This window comes from Pseudoalteromonas sp. S1650 (assembly GCF_005887195.1).
In the GTDB taxonomy this organism is placed as follows: Bacteria; Pseudomonadota; Gammaproteobacteria; order Enterobacterales; family Alteromonadaceae; genus Pseudoalteromonas; species Pseudoalteromonas simplex.
Window position 1 is genome coordinate 26,707 of record NZ_PNDF01000022.1, and the last position, 26,227, is coordinate 52,933.

General features: G+C 41.4%; 23 protein-coding genes. 6 read left to right on the forward strand and 17 right to left on the reverse strand.

Annotated features, from left to right (window positions below):
* Positions 1–55: 55 nt before the first annotated feature.
* The 8 genes from rseP to rpsB form a co-directional block, all read right to left on the reverse strand.
* A complete protein-coding gene (gene rseP / locus CWB80_RS07535) occupies positions 56–1,408 on the reverse strand; it encodes a sigma E protease regulator RseP (RefSeq protein ID WP_138599320.1) in 1,353 nt (450 codons plus the stop codon).
* Position 1,409: 1 nt separating this feature from the next.
* On the reverse strand, positions 1,410–2,609 hold the full coding sequence (gene ispC / locus CWB80_RS07540; RefSeq protein ID WP_138599319.1) for a 1-deoxy-D-xylulose-5-phosphate reductoisomerase: 1,200 nt from the start codon (positions 2,607–2,609) through the stop codon (positions 1,410–1,412).
* Entirely contained in the window at positions 2,606–3,472 is an 867-nt protein-coding gene (locus CWB80_RS07545; protein ID WP_138599318.1) for a phosphatidate cytidylyltransferase, read from the reverse strand. Before CWB80_RS07545 ends, ispC begins: the two co-directional genes overlap by 4 nt.
* A 22-nt stretch (positions 3,473–3,494) precedes the next feature.
* Positions 3,495–4,274 carry an undecaprenyl pyrophosphate synthase gene (gene uppS / locus CWB80_RS07550; RefSeq protein ID WP_054553120.1) on the reverse strand — a complete coding sequence of 260 codons (780 nt, stop codon included), beginning with the start codon at positions 4,272–4,274 and terminating at the stop codon, positions 3,495–3,497.
* Positions 4,275–4,378: 104 nt separating this feature from the next.
* Entirely contained in the window at positions 4,379–4,936 is a 558-nt protein-coding gene (gene frr, locus CWB80_RS07555) for a ribosome recycling factor (RefSeq protein ID WP_054553121.1), read from the reverse strand.
* Between the two features lie 14 nt (positions 4,937–4,950).
* Positions 4,951–5,700 (reverse strand): UMP kinase, encoded by a 750-nt coding sequence (pyrH, locus tag CWB80_RS07560; protein WP_138599317.1) that lies wholly within the window; start codon positions 5,698–5,700, stop codon positions 4,951–4,953.
* 151 nt (positions 5,701–5,851) lie between these two features.
* A complete protein-coding gene (gene tsf / locus CWB80_RS07565) occupies positions 5,852–6,703 on the reverse strand; it encodes a translation elongation factor Ts (RefSeq protein ID WP_138599316.1) in 852 nt (283 codons plus the stop codon).
* 103 nt (positions 6,704–6,806) lie between these two features.
* Complete coding sequence (gene rpsB, locus CWB80_RS07570; protein ID WP_054553123.1) at positions 6,807–7,535, reverse strand: 30S ribosomal protein S2; 729 nt, start codon at positions 7,533–7,535, stop codon at positions 6,807–6,809.
* Between the two features lie 247 nt (positions 7,536–7,782).
* Here rpsB and map point away from each other — a divergent pair, with 247 nt between their 5' ends.
* The 6 genes from map (at position 7,783) to CWB80_RS07600 (ending at position 17,063) form a co-directional block, all read left to right on the forward strand.
* Positions 7,783–8,592, forward strand: coding sequence for a type I methionyl aminopeptidase (gene map, locus CWB80_RS07575; RefSeq protein ID WP_283235026.1), 810 nt, complete (start codon positions 7,783–7,785; stop codon positions 8,590–8,592).
* 12 nt (positions 8,593–8,604) lie between these two features.
* A complete protein-coding gene (gene glnD / locus CWB80_RS07580; protein WP_054553125.1) occupies positions 8,605–11,223 on the forward strand; it encodes a [protein-PII] uridylyltransferase in 2,619 nt (872 codons plus the stop codon).
* A gap of 9 nt (positions 11,224–11,232) precedes the next feature.
* Positions 11,233–12,060 (forward strand): 2,3,4,5-tetrahydropyridine-2,6-dicarboxylate N-succinyltransferase, encoded by an 828-nt coding sequence (gene dapD / locus CWB80_RS07585; RefSeq protein ID WP_054553126.1) that lies wholly within the window; start codon positions 11,233–11,235, stop codon positions 12,058–12,060.
* A 191-nt stretch (positions 12,061–12,251) separates the two neighbouring features.
* Positions 12,252–12,647 carry a hypothetical protein gene (locus CWB80_RS07590; RefSeq protein WP_138599314.1) on the forward strand — a complete coding sequence of 132 codons (396 nt, stop codon included), beginning with the start codon at positions 12,252–12,254 and terminating at the stop codon, positions 12,645–12,647.
* 217 nt (positions 12,648–12,864) lie between these two features.
* Positions 12,865–15,975 (forward strand): efflux RND transporter permease subunit, encoded by a 3,111-nt coding sequence (locus CWB80_RS07595; RefSeq protein WP_138599313.1) that lies wholly within the window; start codon positions 12,865–12,867, stop codon positions 15,973–15,975.
* Positions 15,972–17,063 carry an efflux RND transporter periplasmic adaptor subunit gene (locus CWB80_RS07600; protein ID WP_502705003.1) on the forward strand — a complete coding sequence of 364 codons (1,092 nt, stop codon included), beginning with the start codon at positions 15,972–15,974 and terminating at the stop codon, positions 17,061–17,063. The genes CWB80_RS07595 and CWB80_RS07600 overlap by 4 nt, the downstream gene beginning before the upstream one ends.
* A gap of 325 nt (positions 17,064–17,388) precedes the next feature.
* Here CWB80_RS07600 and CWB80_RS07605 read toward each other — a convergent pair whose 3' ends face one another.
* The 9 genes from CWB80_RS07605 to megL all read right to left on the reverse strand — a co-directional run bounded on the left by CWB80_RS07605 (position 17,389) and on the right by megL (position 26,187).
* Positions 17,389–18,018, reverse strand: coding sequence for a hypothetical protein (locus CWB80_RS07605; RefSeq protein WP_138599312.1), 630 nt, complete (start codon positions 18,016–18,018; stop codon positions 17,389–17,391).
* A gap of 12 nt (positions 18,019–18,030) precedes the next feature.
* Positions 18,031–20,676: a TrlF family AAA-like ATPase gene (locus CWB80_RS07610; protein ID WP_138599311.1), complete on the reverse strand. Its 2,646-nt coding sequence runs from the start codon at positions 20,674–20,676 to the stop codon at positions 18,031–18,033.
* Positions 20,677–20,806: 130 nt separating this feature from the next.
* Positions 20,807–21,268: an ankyrin repeat domain-containing protein gene (locus tag CWB80_RS07615; RefSeq protein WP_138599310.1), complete on the reverse strand. Its 462-nt coding sequence runs from the start codon at positions 21,266–21,268 to the stop codon at positions 20,807–20,809.
* A gap of 264 nt (positions 21,269–21,532) precedes the next feature.
* On the reverse strand, positions 21,533–21,724 hold the full coding sequence (locus CWB80_RS07620; RefSeq protein WP_138599309.1) for a hypothetical protein: 192 nt from the start codon (positions 21,722–21,724) through the stop codon (positions 21,533–21,535).
* 131 nt (positions 21,725–21,855) lie between these two features.
* Positions 21,856–22,242: a hypothetical protein gene (locus CWB80_RS07625; protein WP_138599308.1), complete on the reverse strand. Its 387-nt coding sequence runs from the start codon at positions 22,240–22,242 to the stop codon at positions 21,856–21,858.
* 695 nt (positions 22,243–22,937) lie between these two features.
* Positions 22,938–23,507 carry a hypothetical protein gene (locus CWB80_RS07635; protein ID WP_054553131.1) on the reverse strand — a complete coding sequence of 190 codons (570 nt, stop codon included), beginning with the start codon at positions 23,505–23,507 and terminating at the stop codon, positions 22,938–22,940.
* A gap of 120 nt (positions 23,508–23,627) precedes the next feature.
* Positions 23,628–23,972, reverse strand: coding sequence for a 4a-hydroxytetrahydrobiopterin dehydratase (locus CWB80_RS07640; protein ID WP_036969771.1), 345 nt, complete (start codon positions 23,970–23,972; stop codon positions 23,628–23,630).
* Positions 23,973–23,981: 9 nt separating this feature from the next.
* Positions 23,982–24,779 (reverse strand): phenylalanine 4-monooxygenase, encoded by a 798-nt coding sequence (gene phhA, locus CWB80_RS07645; protein ID WP_054553132.1) that lies wholly within the window; start codon positions 24,777–24,779, stop codon positions 23,982–23,984.
* A 226-nt stretch (positions 24,780–25,005) separates the two neighbouring features.
* On the reverse strand, positions 25,006–26,187 hold the full coding sequence (megL, locus tag CWB80_RS07650) for a methionine gamma-lyase (RefSeq protein ID WP_138599307.1): 1,182 nt from the start codon (positions 26,185–26,187) through the stop codon (positions 25,006–25,008).
* Between the last annotated feature and the right edge of the window lie 40 nt (positions 26,188–26,227).

Sequence of the window (26,227 nt, forward strand, 5' to 3'; positions counted from 1 at the left end):
ATAAACTTTTTGGTGTTTTACAATCGTGTTCAAATTGGAATTTTTCGCTTACTTGTTATAAACGCGATACATCATTGAACAAAGCGAAACATGTTAAAAATAGAAGCAGCAAGGCCCCCACTTTAAAACCAAATTCTTGCGTCTTCTCAGAGACCGGCTTTTTGCGAAAAAGTTCAATTATGTAATACATTAAGTGCCCACCATCTAGCACTGGCAGCGGCAATAAGTTAAATACACCAAGGTTTACACTAATTAATGCTAAAAAGCTTAAAAAGGCAACCAAGCCATAGCTTACGCTAGTTCCCGCGCCAACTGCAATGCCCACCGGACCACTTAAATTTTTAACCGACACCTGACCAGTAATTAAATTACCAATCATGTCAAAACTAAGGGTAATTAAACGCCATGTTTCTTGTATGCCCAGCACAATACTATCGACGGGGCCATAATGTCTAGTTTCAATATAGTTTTCTGGCCATGGCTCGACCACCGGAGACACGCCTAAAAATCCTTGAGCAACGCCTGCATCATTGGTTCTGCTTTGTGGCGTTACCGTCAGTTCTTTTATACTATCTTGCCTTTGTACACTAAATTGTAAGGATTTGTTAGGTGATTGCTGAATTAATGAAACTAACTTGCTCCAACTGCTGATATTTTCACCATTTACAGCAAGTATTTTGTCGTTAACCTGTAAACCTGCAGCTTCTGCCGCCGAGCCTTTACTGATCATGGCCACTTCTAAAAGTGCCTTAGGGCGAAACGGTACAATACCTATCGAGGTTAATGGCGGAACGTCTTGTTGATCTAATTTCCAACCATCTAAATTAAGAGTACGCACATGTTTTTGATAATTTTGATCACGAAGCGTTACCACAACACTTTGCTCACCTAAGCGACTCATAAGCGAGAATGTAGCATCTTGCCAAGTGTTAATGTCGTCTTCACCAATTTTAATAATTTGCTGGTTTGGCTCAATCTTAGCAGCAGCGGCACGGCTGCCTTGAGTCACCTCACCCACCACAGGTTTTAATGACTGCACCCCCACCATATACATCACAGCAAGTGCAAAAATAGCGAATAAAAAGTTTGCCATCGGGCCAGCAGCCACAATCGCAATACGTGCTTTTACTGATTTAGCATTAAATGATAAATGACGCTGCTCTGGCGGCACTTCGTCAACACGCTCATCAAGCATTTTGACATAACCACCTAGTGGGATTGCAGCAATCACATATTCGGTTTGCTGTTTGTCGTACCACTTGATCAACGGCTTACCAAAGCCAATTGAAAAACGTAGCACTTTCACGCCCGCTTTTCGCGCAACCCAGAAATGACCATATTCATGCACAGTCACTAAAATACCTAAGGCGAGAATAAATGAGCCAAGATTCCAGAAAAAATCAAACATGCTAGTTGATGCCTCTTTTTACAAACTCAGTCGCTTTTACACGTGCAGCTTGGTCGCAAGCTAAAATCTCATCGAGGGTCTGCACGTTGATATTTTGTGTTGCATTGAGCGTTTCAGCGTTAATTCGATAAATATCTGTAAAGCCGATTTGTCCATTTAGAAATGCTGCAACGGCAATTTCATTCGCCGCATTTACTGTGGTGGTTGCACCTTGCCCCATTTCACACGCATCAATGGCAAGTTTTAAATTAGGGTAACGAGCATAATCTGGTTTAGTGAAGGTAAAGTCAGCCATTTGTGAAAAATCGAGCGGTTTTACACCCGCATCGACACGCTCAGGAAAAGCTAAAGCATGAGCAATTGGTGTGCGCATATCTGGATTGCCCATTTGCGCAAGCACTGAGCCATCTTGATATTGCACCATAGAGTGAATAATACTTTGTGGGTGGATCACCACTTCAATATCACTGGCACAGCAGTTAAACAGCCACTTGGCTTCTATAAACTCTAGGCCTTTATTCATCATAGTCGCTGAATCAACAGAAATCTTTTGTCCCATTGACCAGTTTGGATGTGCCACTGCCTCAGCAACAGTCACTAATGGTAATGTCGCTAAATCACGCGTTAAGAAAGGACCGCCAGAACCTGTAAGCAAGATTTTGCCTACACCATTATCAGCAAGTAGGCCTGATGCATTCTGTAATGATGCAGGCATACATTGGAAAATCGCATTATGTTCGCTGTCGATAGGCAGTAAAGTGGCGCCATGTTGTTTTACTTTATCAATAAACAACTGACCCGACATAACCAAGGATTCTTTATTTGCTAGCAACACTTTTTTGCCAGCTTCAACTGCACTTAAAGTCGGTAACAGACCTGCTGCACCTACTATCGCCGACATCACTGCATCAACATCTGTATGTGCAGCAAGCTCACACATCGCCTCAACACCTGCTAGCACCTGTGTGTTACACGAGCTATTTGCAAGTAAATTTGATAACGCACTAGCGGCTTGTTGATCAGCCATTACAGCAAACTTAGGCTGATGTGCGATACACAACTCAGCCATTTGCTCGGCATTTTTACCCGCCGCTAAAGCAAAAACCTCGAAACGTTCCGGGTTTCTAGAAACAACATCTAAGGTGCTTAAACCGATTGAACCAGTTGCGCCCAGTACGACAAGTTGCTCTACTTTGCTCATAAACTCAGTGTCCATGCGTAGCAAAGTACAAAAATTGGCGCAGCTGCGGTTAAGCTATCAATACGGTCTAAAATACCGCCATGACCTGGTAAACATGAACCGCTGTCTTTCAAGCCAACCTCACGTTTAAACATACTTTCGAGTAAATCGCCCACCGCTGAAAATAACGCAATAAATGCAGTCATCACGGCATAGATTGGCCAAACACTCATATCAACATTAGTGAAGTAACAAAATGCTAAAACAAAAACAACCGAAGCTACTACACCACCTAATAAACCTTCAATCGTTTTATTAGGACTTACCTTTGGCATTAGTTTACGTTTACCTAAGTTTTTACCAGTAAAGTAAGCACCAATATCAGCGCTCCATACAATACCAAGTACAACTAAAATTAACATTGAACCAAAGTGAGTAGATTCACCATACCCTGCGCTACGTAGTGTATTTAGTGCAAGCCAAAGTGGCACTAGCGTTAAAAAGCCTGCAATGGCACGCATTACAATGCCTTCATTCCAAGCCTTTGCCATAGCTGGGTAGCGCCAAACTAAATAAGTTGCCACAATCCACCATGCAAATGACAAGGTAAATAGGTAGTTTGCATCACCCACTAATTGACCATTTTGCCAAAGTGATTCAATGGGCCAATGCCAGTTAAGTAATGCCAAAAATGCAGCCGTTGCTGCAACAAATCCAAAACGTTTAACTTTATCGCATAGGCCCATAAATGCAGACCATTCCCACGCACCGAGCAAAACAATACCAGCGGCGATATAACTAAATAGTGTTAATGGGGTATAAAAAACCAAAATAAGTGCAAGTGGTGCCAACACGAGCGAGGTTAAAATTCGTTGTTTTAGCAATGTGTGTACCTTCAACTAGTAATTAGGTCTCGGCGAGTAATTGTTTTATTTGTTCGCCTGTACAACCAAATCGTCGCTCTCTGGCAACGTAACATGCGATAGCGTCAGCAAATGCAGCTTCATTGAAGTCTGGCCAAAGCGTATCGGTAAAGTAAAGCTCAGCATAAGCCGCTTGCCATAAAAGGAAATTACTGATGCGTAAATCTCCACCGGTGCGGATCATTAAATCAAGCTCACCTTGGTCGGCCATACTCATTTGTTCAGCCATTAGCTCTTCAGTAATATCTTCTGCGGCCATTTCACCGGCTGCGACTTTTTTCGCAAGCGTTGTTGCGGCGTTAGTAATATCCCAACGTCCACCATAATTAGCTGCCACGTTTAACTGTAGACCCGTATTATTACGAGTTAATTCATGGGCTGCATCAACTTTATTGCGCAAACCTTCTGAAAAGCGTGATAAATCACCAATTATGTTTAGCTTTACATTATTTTTATGAAGTTTTTTAACTTCTTTGCCCAGTACAAATAAAAATAGCTCCATGAGCGTATTTACTTCGTCTTCTGGACGTCGCCAATTTTCGCTACTAAATGCGAATAGTGTTAACGACTGTATACCTAAGCGAGTACAAAATTGCACTGATTGACGAACCGCATCAACGCCCTTTTTGTGCCCATAAACACGTGGGCGATTTTTCGCTTGTGCCCAACGTCCGTTGCCATCCATGATTATAGCGACATGCTTAGGCAAACTTTGCTGGGAAATTTTATCAGCGTTAAGAACCATAAATATCGAGTATTCCATAAAAAAACGCCGTCTAGTATACCCTAGACGGCGTTTCAAAACTAATAAATTTAGTTACGCCTGTTTACTTACAGAATCAGTGTCTGAAAGATAAACAGCAGCGATTAGATTTCCATTAACTCAGCTTCTTTTGCAGCTAGTTGTGCGTCCATCTCTTTGATGAACTTATCAGTAAGCTTTTGGATCTCGTCTTCTGCTTGACGTGCTTCATCTTCAGAAATATCTTTTTCTTTCAATAAGCTCTTAATGTCGCCATTTGCATCACGACGGATGTTACGTACAGCAACACGACCGCTTTCAACTTCGCCACGTACGATTTTGATAAGGTCTTTACGACGCTCTTCTGTAAGTGGAGGAAGTGGAACACGAATAACAGTACCTGCAGACATTGGGTTTAAACCTAAATCTGAAGCCATGATCGCTTTTTCTACTGCTTGCGCTAGTGACTTATCGAACACGCTAATTGCAAGTGTACGAGAGTCTTCAATTGTTACGTTAGCAACTTGGTTTAATGGCGTGTCAGCACCGTAGTAAGACACTTGAATACCGTCAAGTAATGCTGGGTGCGCACGGCCTGTGCGAATTTTAGATAATTGACTGCCTAGTGCCGCAACACTTTTTTGCATACGTTCTGACGCATCTTTTTTGATATCGTTAATCACGGTTCAATCCTAATCTATTTGCTAGTTTCGTCTGAGGCTTGTGAAGAGATAAGCGTTCCTTCATCTTCGCCCATAATAACACGCTTAAGCGCGCCTGATTTATTCATGTTAAATACGCTTAATGGCATGTTGTGGTCACGCGCCAGCGTAAATGCAGCTAAATCCATAACCTTAAGCTCTTTTTCAATGATTTCATTGTAGCTTAAGTGGCGATATAGTGTAGCGTCTGGGTTTTTCACTGGATCATCAGAGTAAACACCATCCACTTTAGTCGCTTTGATTACAGTATCTGCTTCAATTTCAATACCACGTAAACACGCTGCTGAGTCAGTCGTGAAGAATGGGTTACCTGTACCCGCTGAGAAAATTACAACGCGGCCAGATTTTAATAGGCTGATAGCTTCTGCCCAGTTGTAAGCATCACACACACCGTTCAGTGGGATAGCAGACATTAAACGACAATTTACAAATGCACGGTGCAGTGCATCGCGCATTGCCAAACCATTCATTACAGTGGCAAGCATACCCATGTGGTCGCCAACTACGCGGTTCATACCCGCTTCTGCTAATGAACCACCACGCAAGAAGTTACCGCCACCGATAACTAAACCTACTTCTACGTCGAGCTCTACAAGTTCTTTAATTTCTTGAGCCATACGGTCAAGTACTTTTGGGTCGATGCCGAAGCCTTCGTCTCCCATTAATGCTTCACCGCTAAGTTTAAGAAGAACACGTCTAAAAATAGGTTTACGATTGATAGTCATAATATTTGGGCCAGCCTTAGTAATGAGATAAAAAATAACCGCGCTATGGTTACACATAAAACGCGGTTATTTTAAAGAATTTTCATCAGTGACGCAAAAGCTAATAGCAGATTAATTTCATCTTATTGCCCTACGTCACTAAGTTAGAAAATTACTCGCCTTTTGCAGCAGCGATTTGTGCAGCTACTTCAGCAGCGAAGTCTTCTTCTTTACGCTCGATACCTTCACCAACTTCTAAACGGATGAAGTTAGTAACAGTTGCGCCTTTCTCTTTAAGAATTTCGCCAACTGATTTTTTAGGTTCCATGATGAAAGCTTGACCAGTAAGAGAGATCTCACCAGTGAATTTCTTCATACGACCGATAACCATTTTCTCAGCGATTTCAGCAGGCTTGCCTTCGTTCATCGCGATATCGATTTGAACTGCTTTTTCTTTTTCAACAACGTCAGCTGGTACGTCTTCTGGGTTTACGAACTCAGGCTTAGACGCAGCTACGTGCATAGCAACTTGCTTAAGTGTTTCTTCGTCAGCTTCACCAACTACAACAACACCGATACGGTCGCCGTGGCGATAAGAAGAAAGCTTGTCACCGTCGATGTACTCAACGCGACGAACGTTGATGTTTTCACCGATTTTAGCAACTAGAGCAACACGAGTTTCTTCGAATTGTGCTTTAAGTGCTTCGATGTCTGCTTTAGATTCTGCAGCAGCGTCAAGAACTTGGTTAGCGAAACCAAGGAAGTTAGCGTCTTTAGCAACGAAGTCAGTTTGACAGTTAACTTCAAGAAGTGCAGCGAAACCGTTACCTTCTTTGATTAAGATTGTACCTTCAGCAGCGATGTTACCTGCTTTTTTAGCAGCCTTTGCAGCACCGCTCTTACGCATGTTTTCGATCGCTAACTCGATGTCACCGTTAGTTTCAGTTAACGCTTTTTTACAATCCATCATGCCAGCGCCAGTACGCTCGCGTAATTCTTTAACTAGGGCAGCAGTTACAGCCATTAGAATATCCTCAATTGAATTCTGTTATAGGGAAGCGGTATAGGCCGCTTAACAAGAATAACAAGTCTTCATCTTAATTAGATGAAGACTTGATGACAGCTAATTACTCAGCTTCTACGAAGTCGTCTTTCTCAGCTTGAGCAACGATGTTGTTCTCACGACCTTCAGTGATCGCAGCTGATACAGCGCCAGTGTAAAGTTGGATAGCACGGATCGCATCGTCGTTACCAGGTACGATGTAATCAACACCGTCTGGGTTAGAGTTAGTATCAACGATAGCAACAACTGGGATACCTAGGTTGTTAGCTTCACGGATAGCGATGTGCTCGTGGTCTGCATCGATAACGAAAAGCGCGTCTGGAAGACCGCCCATGTCTTTGATACCACCAAGGCTCTTTTCAAGCTTTTCCATTTCACGAGTAAGCATTAACGCTTCTTTCTTAGTTAATTTCTCGAAAGTACCGTCTTGGCTTTGCGCTTCAAGGTCTTTAAGACGCTTGATTGATTGACGAACTGTTTTCCAGTTAGTCAACATACCACCTAACCAACGGTGGTTTACGTAGAACTGCTCGCTTTGAAGAGCGGCTTCTTTAACTGCTTCGCTTGCTGCGCGCTTAGTACCAACGAAAAGTACTTTACCTTTGTTAGAAGCTGCGTTCGATAAGAACTTAAGTGCTTCGTTGAACATTGGTACAGTTTGCTCTAGGTTGATGATATGAACACGGTTACGAGCGCCGAAGATGAAAGGCTTCATCTTAGGGTTCCAGTAACGTGCCTGGTGACCAAAGTGAACACCAGCTTGAAGCATATCGCGCATTGAAACGTTTGCCATTTGTATAATCCTCTATAATTTAGGGTTAGGCCTCCACATATCCCATAGCACCAACACCGTAGTTAATTTGTAACTTAAGTGCACCCAAGTGTATGTGACGATACGTGTGTGTGTTAAAATAAAATTGTGTTTGCCTTAAATACAAAAAATCAGTTAAGAATTTATTTGTAAAAAGACGGCGCGCTTTATACCATATTAAAATTGAAAACTCAACGTCTAGTGCAAAATTTGTGCACTAAAAACTGACCTGAAAAACAACTTTGGAGCCTCAATGAGTGCTGTGATCAAGACCCCTGAAGAAATCGAAAAAATGCGTGTTGCCGGGCGCTTAGCCGCCGAGGTACTAGAAATGATAGAACCGCATGTGGTGCCAGGTGTAACCACAGATGAACTAAATACAATTTGTCATGATTATATTGTTAATGTTCAAGATGCTATTCCAGCACCGCTTAATTATCACGGTTTCCCAAAATCAATTTGCACCTCAGTGAACCATGTAATTTGTCACGGTATTCCAAATGACAAACCACTTAAAGAAGGCGATAGCGTCAATATCGACGTGACTGTGATCAAAGATGGCTATCACGGTGATACATCGAAGATGTTCCACGTTGGTACGCCTAACATTCAAGGCAAGCGTCTTGCAGATATCACCCAAGAAAGCCTTTACCTTGCAATTAAAATGGTAAAACCAGGCGTACACTTAGGTGATATTGGTGCTGCAATTCAAAAATACGCAGAGGGCTTTAGCTATTCAATCGTACGTGAATACTGTGGCCACGGTATTGGTGCTGAGTTCCACGAAGAACCTCAAGTAATGCACTATGGTAAAGCAGGTACTGGTGAAGTATTAAAAGCAGGTATGTGCTTAACAATCGAACCTATGGTTAATGCTGGTAAACGCCAATGTAAGCTACTTAAAGACAACTGGACAGTTGTAACAAAAGACCGTTCATTGTCTGCACAGTGGGAACATACACTGTTAGTAACTGAAAATGGTGTTGAAATTTTAACGCTCCGATCAGATGATACTATTGACAGGATCATCGAACACTAGGAGCCAGCCCCAGTGGCATTACCCAATAAAGTAAAAAAGTTGCTCAGCCAAGCTGAGCAACTTAGCGATTATCGCGACTGTTCTAGTTATTTTTATAAATGGCTACAGAACGAATTCTCAAAACAACCCGTTAGCAACTTAATTAATGCCCGCGCTGAGTTTATCGACCGCTTATTAATTAAACTGTTTCACGATTACGACCTTGCTCATGAAAGTGACTTAGCCCTGATTGCTGTGGGTGGTTATGGTCGTGGCGAACTGCACCCCTATTCCGATATCGACTTTATGTTGCTGGTTAGCGAGCAGCCAAGTGAAGCCGTGTGCGAGAAAATTGGCCAGTTCGTTACCATGCTTTGGGATCTAAATTTAGAAATTGGTCACAGCGTTCGCACTATAGAACAAGCATTAGAACAAAAACGTGAAGATGTGACATTTGCCACCAGCTTACTCGAAAGCCGATTAATTTTCGGTAACCATATCGAATTCGAAAAATTAAAAAATCATTTAATTGATACGCCGATTTGGCGCTCAGACGAATTCTTTTTGGCAAAAGTACAAGAACAAAGTTTACGCCATAAAAAATGCCATGGTACAGCTTATAACCTTGAGCCGAATATCAAAGAGAACCCGGGTGGCCTGCGCGACTTACAGACCATTATTTGGGTTGCTAAAAAGCACTTTAGAGCCGAGACATTACAAGAACTTATAAATCACGGCTATCTTACTCACGAAGAATACCAAGAGCTGTCTGAGTGTTTAGAAAACCTATGGAACATTCGTTTTGCGCTACACATCGCTGCGGGTCGCTCTGAAAACCGCTTATTGTTCGATCATCAGCCTAACGCCGCTGAAATCCTCGGCTTTGGTAGTGACGGTAAAGCCTCGGTCGAGCGCATGATGAAACGCTTATTTAGGATCATGAGCCGCGTACGTGAGCTTAACCAAATGCTGCTTTCATACTTTGAGCAAAGCATTTTACCGGGTGCTGGTGAGTTACCTGTGATTGAGCTTGACCGTAACTTTGAGCGTATTGGTCATCAAATTCGTGTTAAGAATCCGTCTGTGTTCTTCCGCCGTGATCAGCTATTTGTATTGTTCGAGCATATTGCTGATAACCCAGAAATCACCCATATTTACCCAAGTACCATACGTACAATGCGCCAAGTTCGCCGTCGTTTATTGGGTGATTTACAAGATTACGCCGCCTGTCGCGAAGCATTTTTGCGTTTAATCAAACACCCTAACGGTATGGGGCGCGCATTTACACTGATGCACAAGCACGGTATTATCGCTGCCTACTTACCACAGTGGCGTAATATCTTTGGGCAAATGCAGTTCGATTTATTCCATGCCTACACCGTGGATGAACATACCCATAAACTCATCAACAATATTTATAAGTATTTTGATAAATCAAAAGTCAGCGAATTTCCGTTATGTAGTGAAATTGTCACTCGTATGGACAAGCCTGAGTTACTTTATTTAGCCGGTATTTTCCATGATATTGCTAAAGGCCGTGGTGGCGATCACTCTGAGCTTGGCTCAGTTGATGCAATCGCGTTTGCTAAACTACACCGCTTCCCAGCCTCAGATGGCAAGCTTATTTCGTGGTTAGTGGCTAATCACTTACTTATGTCGGTTACAGCGCAGCGCAAAGATATTAATGACCCAGATGTGATTAAAGACTTTGCAAGTAAAGTGAAAAATGAGCGTCAGCTTGATTACTTGTACTGCTTAACGTTAGCCGATATTCGCGCAACTAACGATAACCTATGGAACGATTGGAAAAATACCCTACTACGTGAACTGTATTTACACACCCAGCGCGCGCTTCGTTTAGGGCTTGAAAACCCAATGGACCAACGTGATCAAATACGTGATAAAAAACAGCAAGCCAAACAGCGCTTACTGAACCACGGTTGTAACGAAGATCAAATCGACTTAATTTGGAGTCGCTTTAAAGCCAATTACTTTACCGCTTTTAGTGAGCAACAGATTTCGTGGCACACAGAGCACCTACTAAGCTGTGACGATTTAAGCCAGCCTAGCGTTGCCGTGTCTAACACCGCAATGCATGGTGGTACACAAGTATTTGCTTATAGCCCTTACTCGGGCAGTTTATTCTCACGTTTAGTTAGTGTGATTGGTTCGAAAAAAGCGCAAATTCAACATGCGCAAGTACTGACCACAAAAGATGGCTACGTGCTATTTAGCTTTGTTATTTTAGAGGTCAATGGTGACCCGATTGCGAGTAACCGTTCGCAAGGCATTAAACGTGCTTTAGATCTTGCAATTAGCGACCCGAAAAAGAAAATTCGCCTTAAAAAGAATCGCTCTCAGCGCTTCAAAGACTTTAATATCAAACCAAAAATTGTGCTTAGACCGCATGCCCGTAAAGACCGCAGCTTAATTGAAATTCAAGCGGTGGATATTCCGGGTCTATTAACAAAAATTGCGGAAGTATTTCAAGCGCACTTATTACATATTCATGCCGCACGGATCACCACAGTTGGTGAGCGTGCAGAAGATTTCTTCGTGGTATCAAATAACGAATACCAAGCATTAACAGACGAAGAACAGGCTAAAATTCATCAAGCATTGCGTAAAAAACTCAACGCAGAAACCGAATAAGAGGATCTTATGTCAGATTTAAAAACCATGATCGAAAACGCCTGGGACAACCGCGATAGCATCAGCCCAAGCACGGTATCAAGTGAAGTTAAACAAGCTATTATCGACGCGCTTGAATTACTTGATAGCGGCGCTGCCCGTGTTGCTGAAAAAATCAGTGGTGAGTGGGTTGTGCATCAATGGTTAAAAAAAGCGGTGCTATTGTCTTTCCGTATTCGTGATAACCAACCAATGAGCGATGGTGTTAATCAGTTTTACGACAAAGTACCCCTTAAATTTAGCGACTATACACCAGAGCAATTCCAACAAGGCGGCATGCGTGTTGTGCCTAATGCTGTGGCACGTAAAGGCAGCTTCGTAGGTAAAAACGTGGTGCTTATGCCATCTTATGTCAACATTGGCGCCTACGTTGATGAAGGTACAATGGTTGATACATGGGCAACGGTTGGCTCATGTGCACAAATTGGCAAAAACGTTCACTTATCTGGCGGTGTAGGCATTGGTGGTGTACTTGAGCCACTACAAGCTAACCCAACTATTATTGAAGACAACTGCTTCATTGGCGCACGTTCTGAAATTGTTGAAGGCGTGGTAGTTGAAGAAGGCGCCGTTATCTCGATGGGCGTTTATATCAGCCAAAGCACACGTATCTATGACCGTGAAACTGGCGAAATCCATTACGGCCGAGTACCAGCCGGTGCGGTTGTTGTTCCTGGTTCACTTCCGTCAAAAGATGGTTCGCACAGCCTATATGCTGCCATCATCGTGAAAAAAGTTGATCAACAAACTCGCGAAAAAGTAGGTATTAATGCCCTACTTCGCTCGATTGATGAATAATAAAGCGGAGCTTTAAGCTGTCAGCTATAAGCTATAAGCTATAAGCTATAAGTTTAAAAGTTCAAGAAGCGCGATGCTAACTAGTTTCGCGCTTTTTTGTTTTCTGTAATGCAGTGATTTTTAGCTAGTTTGTTGAGGTATACCCGCAAATATGTTTTAGTATAAAAAACAAACAAAAAATAATAGTGAAAATGTTTAAGTCTTTTCGGAGTTTTACCCACACGGAGTTATTTTATTACACAGGGTTATTCTACCTTGTGGCAATCTTGCTGTTTGTATCACGTAGCTATCTATACGAATTGCTTGTAACCGATACCAATTCACATCGTGCTGAGGTCAAAAAACTTGAAGTTGCTTTAACATCGCACGTTCGTAAAGAATATGTTTTTGAAGCATTGCAAACAACCTTAGATGGCCTTGCAACCCCAGATCGAGTTGAAGTTACAATTCAGTGTTATACAGCTTTGTGCGATGTTAGTTTTACGAACCCGTTTATCATCATCAACGACCACAATCACTACAGTGCAGAAGTAAAGCGTGTGTTTGAGCAAAATGTTGCTGCCATTCGCCGAAAAGATATTCATTAAGCTGATCTGCTTCTCATTTAGCGCTTTTTTGCACTTATAGCTTAAGGCTTTTAACTTAAAGCGCCTCAGCTAAATTGTTACATCTTATTTCAAATACACACTTTATCGCTTAATTACGGCTATTCAGCGTTACTTCTGAAACACATTTCATTTACCTCACTGGCACTTTTTTTACATCGCACTACAATGCACACAAACTGATTTTGGAACACACACAATGAATCTGACACGTAGTTCGCTGAAAAACCCTGCGAGTGTTATTGTCATCTTGGTGTTGATTATGTTGTTTGGCATGTTGAGTATTTTTAAGCTGCCAATTCAGCTCACACCAGATATTGAGCAACCGCAGATCACTATTTTCTCTGGCTGGCGCCAAGCTGCACCTGAAGAGATTGAATCGGTGATCATTGAGCCGCTCGAGAACGCAGTAAAAAACACCCCGGGTGCGCTAGAGGTTAATACTTACATTAACCGTGGCAATGGCTCTATCACGTTGACTTTTGCTGTTGGACAAAACATGCAACAGGCCATGCTTGATGTGTTAACAAGCCTTAACCAAGCGCCGCCCCTGCCGTTAGATGCATTTGATCCTGTAGTGTTTGCTGGCGGTAATAATGGTGAAGCCGCTGCAACGTTACTGGTCACCCCGAAAGATTTTAATAGCGACAGCCTTGATATAGACATGGCGCAGTTCCAAAAACAAATCGATGAATTTGTTGAGCCCCGTTTGGCACGTATTCCTGGTGTTGCCCGCGTTGACTTAGCCAGTGAACGACCAAAAGAATTACGTATTACCTTTGACCCTCACAAAGCCGCTGCACTTGGCGTCAGCCTTGACCAAATTAGTAACGTATTAGCCAGCTCACGTGATACCTCTGGTGGCCTTGCCAATGTTGGCCGTCGTCAATATACCGTGCGCTTTACTGGGCAATATGATTTATCGAGCATGGCACAAATGCGCGTTGGTTATTCAGGCGATAGACCCATTTACCTTGGCGATATCGCAAGTGTAGAGCGCACTTTCTCTGACCGTTTAGGGATGAGTGGTCGAAATGGTAAACCCGCGTATTACATTCGTATTTCGCGCGCTAACGAAGCCAACACCGTTGCCCTACTCGACGACATTAACCTTGCTATTAAAGAACTAAACGAAGGGCCACTGGCTGAAAATGGCTTATCGATTGAATTAAGTTTTGATGCCTCAGTGCATATTCGTAATGCCTTGTCGTTAGTTAAAAGTAACTTAGGCCTAGGTGTTTTGCTGTCGTGTTTAATCTTGTGGCTGTTCTTTAGAGGCTTAAAGGCCACATTTGTGATTGCAGCGACGATTCCTGTCTCTTTGTTAGTCGCGTTTTTAACATTGAATATTTTTGACCGCAGCTTAAATGTTATTTCACTGGCCGGCCTTGCCTTTGCTGTTGGCTTAGTACTTGATGCCGCCATCATAGTGCAAGAAAACATCGCAAGGCTCAGAAGCGAAGGCTTTGATAGTAAAAAAGCCGCGCTAAAAGGTGCAGCTCAAGTAACAGGCGCGTTATTTGCCTCAACCACAACCAGCGTTGCTATCTTCTTGCCAATTTTATTTATGGCAGGTATTGAGGGGCAGCTATTCTCTGACTTGGCGCTCACCTTATCTATTGCAGTTATTGCCTCTATGATTTGCGCAATTACACTTATTCCGTTGGCTAACCATTTTTGGCCAGACAAAGAGCTCAAAGCGGATCCTTACCGTGAATATTGGCATAAGCTAACTAACTTCATCATGGCGCTAACCAATACCCGCGTTAAACAAATAGTGTGGATAGTGTCATTATTGGGTGGCTCACTCGTCGCGACCATGACCATGCTCCCGAAAACTGATTTTATGCCACGCGCACCAACCGATGGCTTTTTCTTTAACTTGAATACCCCGCCTGGCGGCAATGTGCAGTTTATGGAAGAAGAGCTGCTGATGCGCATCAAAAAGCGCTTAATGCCTTATTACACAGGTGAAAAAGAGCCGGGGATAAAAGATTTTAACTTTTATGCTTTTGGTTCGAATGCTGGTGGCTTTATTTATTCTGCTGATCCGCAACGTGTTGAAGAATTAATGAAGGTAGCCCGAGAAGAAATCTTCATTGATTTACCCGACACCCAAGTATTCTTCTTTCGAGGGTCGATGATCCAAGTTGCTAATGGCGGTGATGGTCGCAATATTAATATCGATTTAACTGGCCCGAATATGGACGAGCTAATAGCCGGTGCTAATGTGGCGCTGCAAGCTGTCACCGACGCAATGCCGAATGCCACTGCAAGGCCACAACCACGACTCGATATGGCAGAGCCAGAGCTTAGGCTCACACCCAATGACCGTCGTATAACCCAAGCAGGGCTAACTCGTCGTGATGTATCTCAAGCAGTGCAAGCCTATACAGGTGGGTTATTTGTTAATGAATACTTTGATGGCAACGAACGCATGAACGTGATTTTGCGCGGCATACCGTGGCAAACTCCAGAGGAGCTTAAAGCACTGCCTATTGTAACCCCGCAATCAGGTATTCAAACCTTAGGCGAACTTGCCAATATTGAGCGCACCGTGGGGCCAACACAGCTTAGACGTGTTAATGGCCGCCGTACCGTGAGTATTGTTGTCACGCCACCAGCAGACATGAGCTTGCAACAAGCGCAAACTATTCTCTCTGAGCAAGTTATGCCAAAAGTTCGTGCAAGCTTGCCTGACAGCTCTGGTGCGATTTTGGCAGGGAACGCACAAAAGATGAATTCGGCCATGCAAGAAATGACAATCAACTTTATCTTGGCTCTGTTTATTTTATTCTTGCTAATGACCGCATTGTTTAAGTCAGCCAAAGACAGCGCGTTAGTTTTACTGGTCATGCCACTGGCAATTGCAGGCGGTGTACTGGCCCTATTCGTACTTAACTTATTTACCTTTCAATCGCTCGACTTACTGACCATGATTGGCTTTATTATCTTGCTGGGTCTGGTGGTAAATAATGCCATTTTATTGGTTGACCAAACCCGCGTTGCGATGGCCGCAGGACTCAGTCGAGAAGACGCAGTTCGTCAAGCTGTACTACTGCGCGCAAGACCCGTTTACTTAAGTACTTTAACCAGCTTATTTGGCATGCTGCCACTGATGCTAATGCCGGGGGTAGGATCAGAAATTTACCGTGGTCTTGCCACTGTGATTGTCGGCGGCATGGCTATTAGCGCCCTATTCACCCTGATATTAATGCCAAGTTTATTGCAACTTGGCAGACAACTGCCGCCCGTTAATAACAAACAGCAACCAGAAAAAACGCCTTTAAGCTTGGTATCGAATCAATGAGTATTAAAACAATGAACACACCTTTTCGTAAATTAACCGCTCGCTTTTGTGCGCTATTAAGTCTTATCGCATTTAACGCCTTTGCAGTCGTACCGGTTACAGTAGAAACTGTCACACAAGCCCCGCTAACAAGCGAAATTGAAGTCAGCGGCACTTTGTATGGCAAAGATGATGTAACCCTAACAGCGGGCGTTAGCGGCCGTTTATTATATGTTGTTGAGCCAGGTACTCTGGTTAAAAGTGGCGACACCCTAGTTCGTATGGACACCTTACCGCTTGAACTTGAAAAAGCACGCCAGCAAGAAATGCTCAATCGCGCCAAAATAAACCTACGCTTATATCAACAAGAGCTCGCTCGTTTACAAAAACTCGCCAAAGCCAGCAGTGCTGCAGCAAGCCAAGTCGATGATATGCAAAATAAGCATGACCTTGCGTTATCTGATATCGCACTGGCTAAGGTTGAATTAAAAGTAATAGACGATCAGCTTTCGCGTGCAACCGTTCGCGCCCCATTTGACGGCGTGATCAGCGAGCGTTTTAAACGCGCTGGTCGCGAAATAAATCGTGCTGATGAACTGGTCACCCTGCTCGATATTAATAACTTAGAAGTGCGTTTGTACGTGCCTGTTAAATACTTAAAGTTTTTACACAAAGGCATAGAGTTACCGATTCAAGCCGGCGACTTATCAGCCCCAGATATGACAACAGTCACCGTAACAGCGGTGATCCCATCAACCGATCCGCGTTCACAAACTGTAGAAGTACGTGCCCTACTGCCAAATGATGCTGAGCAAACATGGGCAATTGGCCAACTGGTTGATGTAGCTGTGCCACTAAAAAGCAAAGGGGATGTACTACTGGTGAATCGCGATGCGCTGATTTTACGCAAAAAAGGCACCCATATCGTCAAAATCGACAACGACAACAAAGCCCTGCAAATTCCCGTAAAAGTCGGTAATGGCAAAGATAAACTGGTTGAAGTCACCCCGGCTTCAAACATCGCTTTAAATGCGGGCGATAAAGTGGCAGTACGCGGCGCCGAGCAACTACAAACTGGGCAAGAAGTAGAAGTTCAGGTAAAGCAATAACTGTTAGCCTTAAGATGACTGCCAGCTATTTAATATTTTAAGAGCTGGCAGTTCTAATAAAGGGTAGTAATGATTATTAAGAGTTGCGCTTGTTTTTTGACTTTCTAGGAAGCAATAAGCAAGACAAGGCCCCCTCAATTCCTAGCGGTAGCCTTTATCAAGTGATTGGCGAAGGTAAAAAAGCAGAAGTGTAGATGAGAGATTTCCAACTCCTTCGGCACGGATTTTCGCCTGAGCAAATCACCCAATTGAATTTGGCACCAAACGACTATTTTCATTGAACCAAAAAAACAAAACCAGCTTCCGCTGGTCTTGGAAGCATTATTTATTGGTAACTATCTGCCCTAGTACCATCACTTAATACTACGGAAAATTCGAAATTGCTACACACGGTCTCGTCAAGAGAGGAACCAAGTGCAAACAATTGTTGAAAAAGACTTCGATAATGCGTTACCACTTCACTAAAATCGTCAAAAGAATCGACTCTTCTGATGTGCTTTTTAGTTTCAGATTGAAGCATTTGCATGGCGTCTGTTGGAATATTTAACCAAACAAGGCAACTGCCCTCAGACAACATGTTCACATTGGCTGATGAAGGTTCGATATATCCAATTTTTGGGGTAATAACCTCTTCAGTTCCTGAACAAAAAGTAATTACCCACCTAGTTTGATTTATATAACTTGATGGCAAACCTTTTAATTCATCACTTAGATAATTCGTCATTTCAAGTATTTGTGTTGTTGAATTAACGTTTGTCGAGCTAATTTTTTCTTTAAGTTTATCGATTAAATCTACATATCCATGACCAGTGATATATCCTCCTGACCATTCGACAAGCTTAACAATTTCGTCACTTACAACAGAAATAACTTCATCTCCCTCTTTGTAAACAGCACGCTTATCTGCCGCCAACCATACGGAGTCCCCCGCATGAATTCCTATTAACATTGTCATGGCTATTACCTATCAAAAACCATATTTTTCTTTTCTTCGATTGAACGCATCCTTACCACCCTCCAATATTTTTGCAGCCAAACTTTGAATTGATTTTTGATCAATTGATCCTTGGTTGCTATTTGGCAATGATGCGCCATCAGCATTGGCTTCTAACACACCAATCCATTCTGCGTCACCAAAAATTGGAATATTGGCATTGTGTGTCGCGAAGATGAATTGTCGGGTTAGCTTTGCTTTTCTCACTTGCATAACAATTCTGTCGGCTATAAAAGCGTTGTCTAGATTATCTTCAGGCTGGTCGAGTAAAAGAGGATCTCGATTGTCTAAAAGTAAAAGGTGCAGTAACGCGGTACATTGCTGTCCCGTTGATAGCGAATCAAGTTCTTTAAATACTGGAGTAACATTATCAGAAATATTCAATTCAATGTTTACAAGGTCATCTACTATAAACTCTTCAATCTCCATAACTTGCGCATTACTAATTTTTTCTAGCTTATCGGCTACAGAGTCTGTACATCCCCAGTTTTGACCAACAATGGCATCTCTACCTTCCAAAATTTTCTCAGCAAGCAACATTGGGGAGAAATGTTGTGCGGTTTGAATCCATTGCAGTTTGCCACTTGCAACACCGGGTATTTTGAAGGCCACTATTTTATCAATCAAAGATTTTCTATTACCTTCTGCTGTATAATTTACTCTAATATTTCCATTTAGCTTTTTATTTAACTTCTTAACACCCTTTTCAAACTTACTGCTTCTAATAGACATTTTTTCCGAAAGGGAAGTTAAGTGTTTTTTTCGCTCTGCTTCATGTTTAGAAAGCTTTTCTTGAGCCTCACTTAACTTACTCCTACTGGGTTTTAATTGAGCAACATCTTTGACAAGTTGGCTATATTCCTGTCCTATTTGTTTACCTGACTTTCCTTCAACGGGATTTATTTTTTTAAATTCTTTCTCAATGGCTAATTCATGTTCTTGCACGCTTGCTTCAAGTCTCTTTTCCAAAGAAACAATATCCACATTACCAGTAGAAAATTTATTACTGATTTGAGCTAAAAGAGTTTCTGCGTCCTTTGATAAGTTTGTAACCAGCTTTTTCAGTTCTACAAACAATTCCTTATCAGGAAAGTCTGCAATGACTTCATCAGTTATACTTTCAGCAGAGGGGAGTTCTTTGGCAAGTTCGGTTAGTGAGTCAGAAAATTCAATAACTTCAGTTTTTACAGCGCTAAATAGTGTTTTTTCTGTTGCTAAAACAGGGAGTGCCTTTAACTGCTCGTCAATTCCTAACTGTTTAAATCTCTTTGCATCTTCTTCTAATAATTCGAGTTTTTTCACTTCAGATTCGAACTCTGACACTTGCTCTTTTAAGGCCGTTATCTCTTTACCAGTATTAACCAATTTATCTTCAATATCAGCAATCCCGGAAGATTGCTCGATTTGCTCTCGATTTAAAAACCTATCAACAACCTTTAACTGCTCACTTGGATCATTTGCAATTTCATGAATTTCATTTTGACCAAAGATCTCTACTTCAGGCAATGAATCATTAGGCGTGAAGCTCGAAATTTCACCAGACATATCGGAAACAACTGGGGATTGACCATAGCGCCTAGTAATTTGATAGCATTGCCCATGTTTAGTCGCTGATTTAATTTCTAACCTTATTTGCCCAGTACCTAAATTAAACTTAACAATCTTATTATGTTGTTCTCGTGCTTGTTTCCCAATAGGAGTAAGGTTCAAGGCATATCGAATACATTCAATAAGAGTAGACTTTCCTGTTCCCCTGCCACCAATGATCGTATTTAAATGCTCTGAATAATTAATTTCTACGCCATCAAGATAGCCTCCGATAAAACTGACAGACTCTAATCTAGAATAGTACTGCTCTCTGATATCAGAGTTGAGTCGAACTCTAGATTCAGGATCTTGGAATGCTTGGCAAAATGCTGAAAAGCTTGGCTCTGTCATTTTTATCAAACATGATGCGTTTTCCTTTCTCAACGTTTCAGGATCTTCAACATCTTTTGCATTAATTAACACCATTGGGAAAGTGCGCTTGTACGCTAAATCTTTATTGGTCAATATTTGATAGTTAGCTTGATCGCCTTGTTCTTTTAGTGACTGAACAGTTGTCGGAATTTGAGCTGCAACTAATAACTCATTTTTCCAAATGTTGTTTAACTTTTGATTTAGTACCCCGTTATCGTCCGTGCAATGTGCTGCGTAAACAAATCCGCCTTTCTCACGGATCTTGTTTAGAATAAAATCTGCGCTATGGGGAGATGGCAAAGTGCCATTGGAAGTATCGATATTCAGTTCATATAAAAAATGTTCGAGATTTTTTACTGTTTCTTGTTCATCAAAGAGACACACCAAATGAACTTTTTCACTTGATGCTATTTCAAATCCCGGAAAAACTACTATTCCTTGCGAGGTTAGAGTTTCCCTGATTTTATCAACACTATCAACATTGCCATGATCAGCAAGACCAATAACCTTTATACCTTCTTCAAGGCATACTTCTAGCAACTTTTTATTATATTCATCTTCCGTCAGACTTTGCTCGTTACCTCTATAGCTTGTATAACTAGCAGGGTTAACTTGCAAAGCACATTTCCAAAATTTAGCTTTACTGAATGTATCGACCATAGGAAATCCTTATCTCGTTATTTTAATTGTTAGTTCTATCATTTTTACCAAACGTTTTTTGTACAGAAAATATTATAAATATAAAAATAAAAAAGCCCCGACTAGCGAGGCTTTGGATTCAACGAACACATTAATCTCGCATACTTACTAGAAAGTTAATCATATTTTGACTTTCCATGTCTTCACCATAACAATCGTCAGGTAGCTCATTATCTTCATTCAAAATGTTAATATCCGCCCCATTTGATACTAAAAGCTTCACTTTTTCCAAAGTTTCCGATAAATGCAAAGGAGTATCACCATACATATTTAACGCATTAACGTTTGCACCATTGTCGATCAACAGTTGAACAATTTTAGAATCATTTTGTATATGAAGTGGAGTCTGTCCATCATCCCTTGAAGCATTGACATCAGCTCCTCTACCAATAAGAAGTTTCAAGACTTTATAATTTTCATTAAAGTGCAGCGGTGTAATACCCCCTTGCGCTTTAATGTCTGCACTAACTTCTTCATTTAAGAAGTTAGTTGCCTCAACAACAGATGCCGTTTTATGCAGTATTGATAATGTATTCACAAACTTTTCATTCATTTTAGTTTCTCTTTTTAACTTTCCATTTCCCTTTTTTGTTCACCACAACATTTGGTAGTTTTGAAGCCGCATTTCTTGTTTTCTGATCTGTGATAGTACTTTGTATATGACCGTGATAAGTCTCATTATTGCCACTTTGCTCATGTCTATCTAAAACTACTACCTCACCAATTACCTACATACGCATACATATTCATCCCATCTTTATATCCAATGGGAACAGTCTACATAAAACGCCCTAATTCAGGGTGGTAAACCCGTGCTTTATAGTGATAAAGTAAGACTTACCAAGGGAGCAAGACCTGACCCCTTCATTCCACCACCAAAAAATGACACCAACATTTCTTGACCGGACATATTTCCACCTTTGGAGATATAATCAAAAGTAAGGCCTACATTACCGCCTACAAAACCACAGACTATTGTTTGTAAAAATTCACCTGTAGGATCAACCATATTAATCGGATCATTTCCAACATAGGCATACAGGTTCATCTGATTTTGAACTAAAGATCAAAAAAACACAGCTGCCTGCTTGGCCGGAGTTTTCTGATGGGTGACCCTTTTGAGCGGCAAACGAACCAAGATTATTTATAGTCACTTTCGAGTTCAAGGTCAGATACTATTAGCTTTCTTAAGCTCTCTAAAACCAGCAAATACATGGCGTACTCATGGTACTTTAGATGATATTTTGAGAACCAAGATTTAAAATCAGTATTTTCAAATAATGTTAACTTTTGTAGTTTAAGTAACTTTTCAGAGCGTCCGGAAATAGTCTGTTTAGAGTATTTATAGGCTACACCTTCGATAACTTCAGAATAGAATAGGACTTCGTCATATATTGAAAATTGATCTTCTTCTAATGCAAAACACTCAACCCCGATAGCTTTAATATCTTTCTTTGCCTTTTCAAATTGCTTAGAACTTAAGTTCAACAAATTTTGAACTTGTTGTTCTGAATCGCTTAAATTCATAACTCTAATTTTTTCCGTATGTTAAAGTTTTCCCGTTCAACTCTATTTTGAATTCTCCATCTTTTCTAGTAAATATCGTTGAACCATCAATATGGTGCTTTTCCTAGTTCTTTTTTTATTGAATTACTGTTATGAAGGTCAAGTCTTGTTTTTTGCCTTATGAAAGGAAAAAACAAGTTCAGGGCCCTTTGGCTTCCTTGCTATCCAGAGTACCTACCTTAATTCCGATGACAGTACTAACAATCGCAAAGGCTATACTCAGAGGCACTTCGACAAACCATAAAGGTGGGATAAATAACGTTTGTAATAGTATCGATACAATTATTGTTCCCACTATAAAGCTCAGTAAGTATACACTTAGGGCATAATTCCAAGCTTTTACAACATTGCGCTTAGCCATAACGGTGTAGATACCTGCGCTCAATAAATAAGATGGTAATAACTGGTATGTGAAGTATTTGCCGAATGAGAGTGAAGCTAAGTTATCACTACCAATTATTAGAGTGATAAAGGTACTTAATACGGTATTCAAAACCAGCATGGCTAAAGTGTATTTTACTATCCTTAAACTGTTCAATTTGTCTCCATGTGTCATGTCACAATCATGATTTAAAAATGGCTGATAATGGCTTCTGCAGAGCATGTATTCAGAAAACCTCTTATAATTGCACCACCTTTCACAAAGCCAACACCTCTCACTGCAAACAGCCATACCCTTTTAATGAAATTTCTTGAGTATTCGCGCCACTTTGGTTTTTATGTTGAATGATCAAACGCGAATCTTGGCTAGTAAAGGTAAAGGTTCCGAGCCAAGGTAGCTGGGCTATGGGTTGCATGTGGTAAAAACCGTTGGCATCAAAGCATATAAATGAGAACTCATGATGTACCGGGGCAAATACGCCATAATCAGCGGTAAATACAGCAATGTTGTCTTGCAGCATAAAGTGTTTCGCTTGCGTGCCCGCTACTAAATACCAAAAGCATATTGCTGTCATTATCACCACCTGTAAGCCGCCGAGTAAAAAGACTGAAAATTTAACAATACGGGTCGATTTACTAGCTTCCATATAAAGGCGCTTTGCTTTGAGTAATAACCAAAGCCCAATGGCAACCATAGTGAGCTTTACAATCATTAGTACTACGCCTACTTGATACATCAGCTTAGGGCTATGCCATTGAATACCAAATGTTTGCGGGATAAACAAGCTATCAATTAAGGGCAGTAAAATGAGTAGGAATGGCAGAATAAGCGCTTTGTTTTTCATTATTTACTTTTCTAGTGTTCTCGCAAAGATAAGAGTTCAATGTTAATTCTTGGACTCTAAAAAAGCAAAAAGGCGCAACCTGAGGTTACGCCTTTTATCGTTCTGGGCAGAACTTAAAATTTACAGTGCAGCGAATACATCGTCTGTTTTAGCAGCACAGATAAAATCATTTTTGTGTAACCCTTTGATAGAGTGGCTCCACCAAGTAACGGTTACTTTGCCCCACTCGGTTAACAAGCCAGGGTGGTGACCTTCTTCTTCAGCCATATCGCCCACTTTATTAGTGAACTCAAGTGCTTGTTTGAAGTTTTTAAACTTGTAAACACGCTCTAATTGCATAATGCCGTCGCGCACTTCAGGAACCCAATCTGGGATCATTTTGATCAATTCTGCTAATTCAGCATCAGATACTTTAGGCGCATCCGCACGACACGCTTCACACTTTTGTGTGCTTAATGAAGACATTATAAATCCTTAACTTGCTAATTTTTCTTTAGGAGGAAACTTTGGCTCATGTAGCCCTAATTCTTTTGCTTTACTCACCAGCGACATGATATCCATTTGTGAAATATCAAATAAGTCATTGATTGAGTTAATGGTGTAGTACACAGGCTGCATAATATCAATACGATAAGGTGTACGTAATACATCAAGCACATTCATCGCATTGATTTCTGGCTTATCTGAATACACATACTGTGTTTCGCCTGGGCTTGATAAAATACCACCACCATAAATACGCAAACCTTGTTCGGTTTGCATTAAACCAAACTCAACGGTAAACCAGTAAAGGCGTGCTAAATAAACACGATCTTTCTTTTCAGCGGCATAACCTAACTGACCATATTTGTGTGTAAACTCAGCAAATGCTGGGTTGGTAAGCATCGCACAATGACCAAAAATCTCGTGGAAGATATCAGGCTCTTGTAAGTAGTCAAACTCTTCACGGCTGCGAATAAAAGTCGCTACTGGAAACTGCTTATTTGCTAATAATCGAAAGAACTCATCAAAATCGATCAGTGCCGGAACAGGCGCAACTTGCCAGCCCGTTGTTTCGAGTAGCACTTCGTTAAGTTCACTGAGTTGTGGAATACGATCTGTTGGTAAATTAATTTTCTTAAGACCTGCTAAATATTCATCACAGGCTTTACCTTCTATGCAAGCGAGTTGGCGAGCAACTAGCTCAGACCATATTTTATTTTCTTCTTCGCTCCAATGGATAACCCCATTTTCATCAGGTTGCTTGGAGGTGTAATTACTTGCTTTAGCCATAATAACCTTCTTCGTTAAATCTTGATCAGCATTGATCAGAATCTCATTAACTTGTTAAGCCGATACTATGTAAAAGTAAGCGAAATTTTAATAGTTAAGGCTGTTTCTAAGGTTTGCAGAAACAGCCCCAACGTAAAGTTAAAATTACACTGAAAGATCTAAAAGTTTACACACCACATTTTTAAAGGGGTAAAAGAAACCACAAACGTAAACTTAAAATTACAACCTAACCAATGAATGTAAATGCAGTTTTAAGATCGTTAATAATGTCGTTAACATCCTCAAGACCAACTGATAATCGAATTAAGCCATCACTGATCCCTGCTGCTGCTCTTTCTTCAGGTGTATAAGGCGAATGTGTCATCGATGCAGGATGCTGAATGAGGGTTTCAGCATCCCCTAAACTCACAGCAAGGGTACAAAGTTGGGTGTTATTTATAAATGTTTCGCCATCTTCAAGGCTGCCTTTTATTTCAAAGGCAATAACACCACCAGCGGCTTTCATTTGTGAACCAATAAATTGATGACCCGGATGTGATTTAAGCCCTGGGTAATAAACTTTGCTAACTAAAGGATGCTGCTCTAAATATTCAGCAACTACTTGGGCACTTGCACAGTGGCGCTCCATGCGTACAGCAAGGGTTTTTAAACCGCGATTAATTAACCATGCATCATGGGGGCTAATCGTTGCACCAATATCTTTTAGCACCGTCATTTTTATCAGGTTGATATGCTCCTCTGTGCCGCACACAAGTCCTGCCACCACATCACCATGGCCATTTAGGTATTTAGTTGCGCTATGTACCACAATATCAATGCCAAACGAGGTAGGTTGCTGGAGCAGAGGCGTTAAGAAAGTATTGTCGATAACGCTTATCAGTTGATGCTGCTTGGCAACATCAGCAATTAAACTTAGATCAAGCACCGCCATGGTCGGATTAATTGGCGTTTCAGCAAAAATCATTTTTGAATTGGCTTTAACCGCGCCGCGAAGTTCAGCCTCGTTGGTCATATCAACAAAAGTAACTTCGATACCAAAGCGCGGCAACATGTGAGCAAAAAATGCAAAAGTACAGCCGTATAACGCGCTTGATGCGACTAGGTGGTCACCTTGTTGTAAAAAGCTAAGCACAGACGCAGACACCGCACCCATACCCGTTGCTGTAGCAGCCGCTGCTTCACAGTTTTCTAACTGAGCCACTTTTTGTTCTAGCTCTTGGGTTGTCGGATTACCCAAACGGGTATAAATAAAGCCCTGCTCTTCACCGGCAAATCGGGCTGCACCTTGGGCTGCATTAGCAAAAGAGAAGGTAGAGGTTTGATAAAGTGGCGCACTCAGTGCGCCATGTGGGTCATTCGGTTTTTCTGGACCATGAATACATTGTGTATGTAAGTGATGCTTAGTCATTGTGTGTTCTCGTTTTTATTATCAGTACTTCATACTCATA

Bases quoted from the DNA above. Each gene is read 5' to 3' on its own strand.
- CWB80_RS07640 (WP_036969771.1), bottom strand. From the start codon at position 23,972: ATGTCTTCATTAAGCACACAAAAGTGTGAAGCGTGTCGTGCGGATGCG.
- rseP (WP_138599320.1), bottom strand. From the start codon at position 1,408: ATGTTTGATTTTTTCTGGAATCTTGGCTCATTTATTCTCGCCTTAGGT.
- CWB80_RS07605 (WP_138599312.1), bottom strand. From the start codon at position 18,018: ATGACAATGTTAATAGGAATTCATGCGGGGGACTCCGTATGGTTGGCG.
- dapD (WP_054553126.1), top strand. From the start codon at position 11,233: ATGTCAGATTTAAAAACCATGATCGAAAACGCCTGGGACAACCGCGAT.
- ispC (WP_138599319.1), bottom strand. From the start codon at position 2,609: ATGAGCAAAGTAGAGCAACTTGTCGTACTGGGCGCAACTGGTTCAATC.
- CWB80_RS07635 (WP_054553131.1), bottom strand. From the start codon at position 23,507: ATGAAAAACAAAGCGCTTATTCTGCCATTCCTACTCATTTTACTGCCC.
- tsf (WP_138599316.1), bottom strand. From the start codon at position 6,703: ATGGCTGTAACTGCTGCCCTAGTTAAAGAATTACGCGAGCGTACTGGC.
- CWB80_RS07610 (WP_138599311.1), bottom strand. From the start codon at position 20,676: ATGGTCGATACATTCAGTAAAGCTAAATTTTGGAAATGTGCTTTGCAA.
- CWB80_RS07620 (WP_138599309.1), bottom strand. From the start codon at position 21,724: ATGGTTGATCCTACAGGTGAATTTTTACAAACAATAGTCTGTGGTTTT.
- rpsB (WP_054553123.1), bottom strand. From the start codon at position 7,535: ATGGCAAACGTTTCAATGCGCGATATGCTTCAAGCTGGTGTTCACTTT.
- uppS (WP_054553120.1), bottom strand. From the start codon at position 4,274: ATGGAATACTCGATATTTATGGTTCTTAACGCTGATAAAATTTCCCAG.
- pyrH (WP_138599317.1), bottom strand. From the start codon at position 5,700: ATGACTATCAATCGTAAACCTATTTTTAGACGTGTTCTTCTTAAACTT.
- CWB80_RS07600 (WP_502705003.1), top strand. From the start codon at position 15,972: ATGAGTATTAAAACAATGAACACACCTTTTCGTAAATTAACCGCTCGC.
- CWB80_RS07595 (WP_138599313.1), top strand. From the start codon at position 12,865: ATGAATCTGACACGTAGTTCGCTGAAAAACCCTGCGAGTGTTATTGTC.
- megL (WP_138599307.1), bottom strand. From the start codon at position 26,187: ATGACTAAGCATCACTTACATACACAATGTATTCATGGTCCAGAAAAA.
- phhA (WP_054553132.1), bottom strand. From the start codon at position 24,779: ATGGCTAAAGCAAGTAATTACACCTCCAAGCAACCTGATGAAAATGGG.
- CWB80_RS07590 (WP_138599314.1), top strand. From the start codon at position 12,252: ATGTTTAAGTCTTTTCGGAGTTTTACCCACACGGAGTTATTTTATTAC.
- CWB80_RS07615 (WP_138599310.1), bottom strand. From the start codon at position 21,268: ATGAATGAAAAGTTTGTGAATACATTATCAATACTGCATAAAACGGCA.
- CWB80_RS07625 (WP_138599308.1), bottom strand. From the start codon at position 22,242: ATGAATTTAAGCGATTCAGAACAACAAGTTCAAAATTTGTTGAACTTA.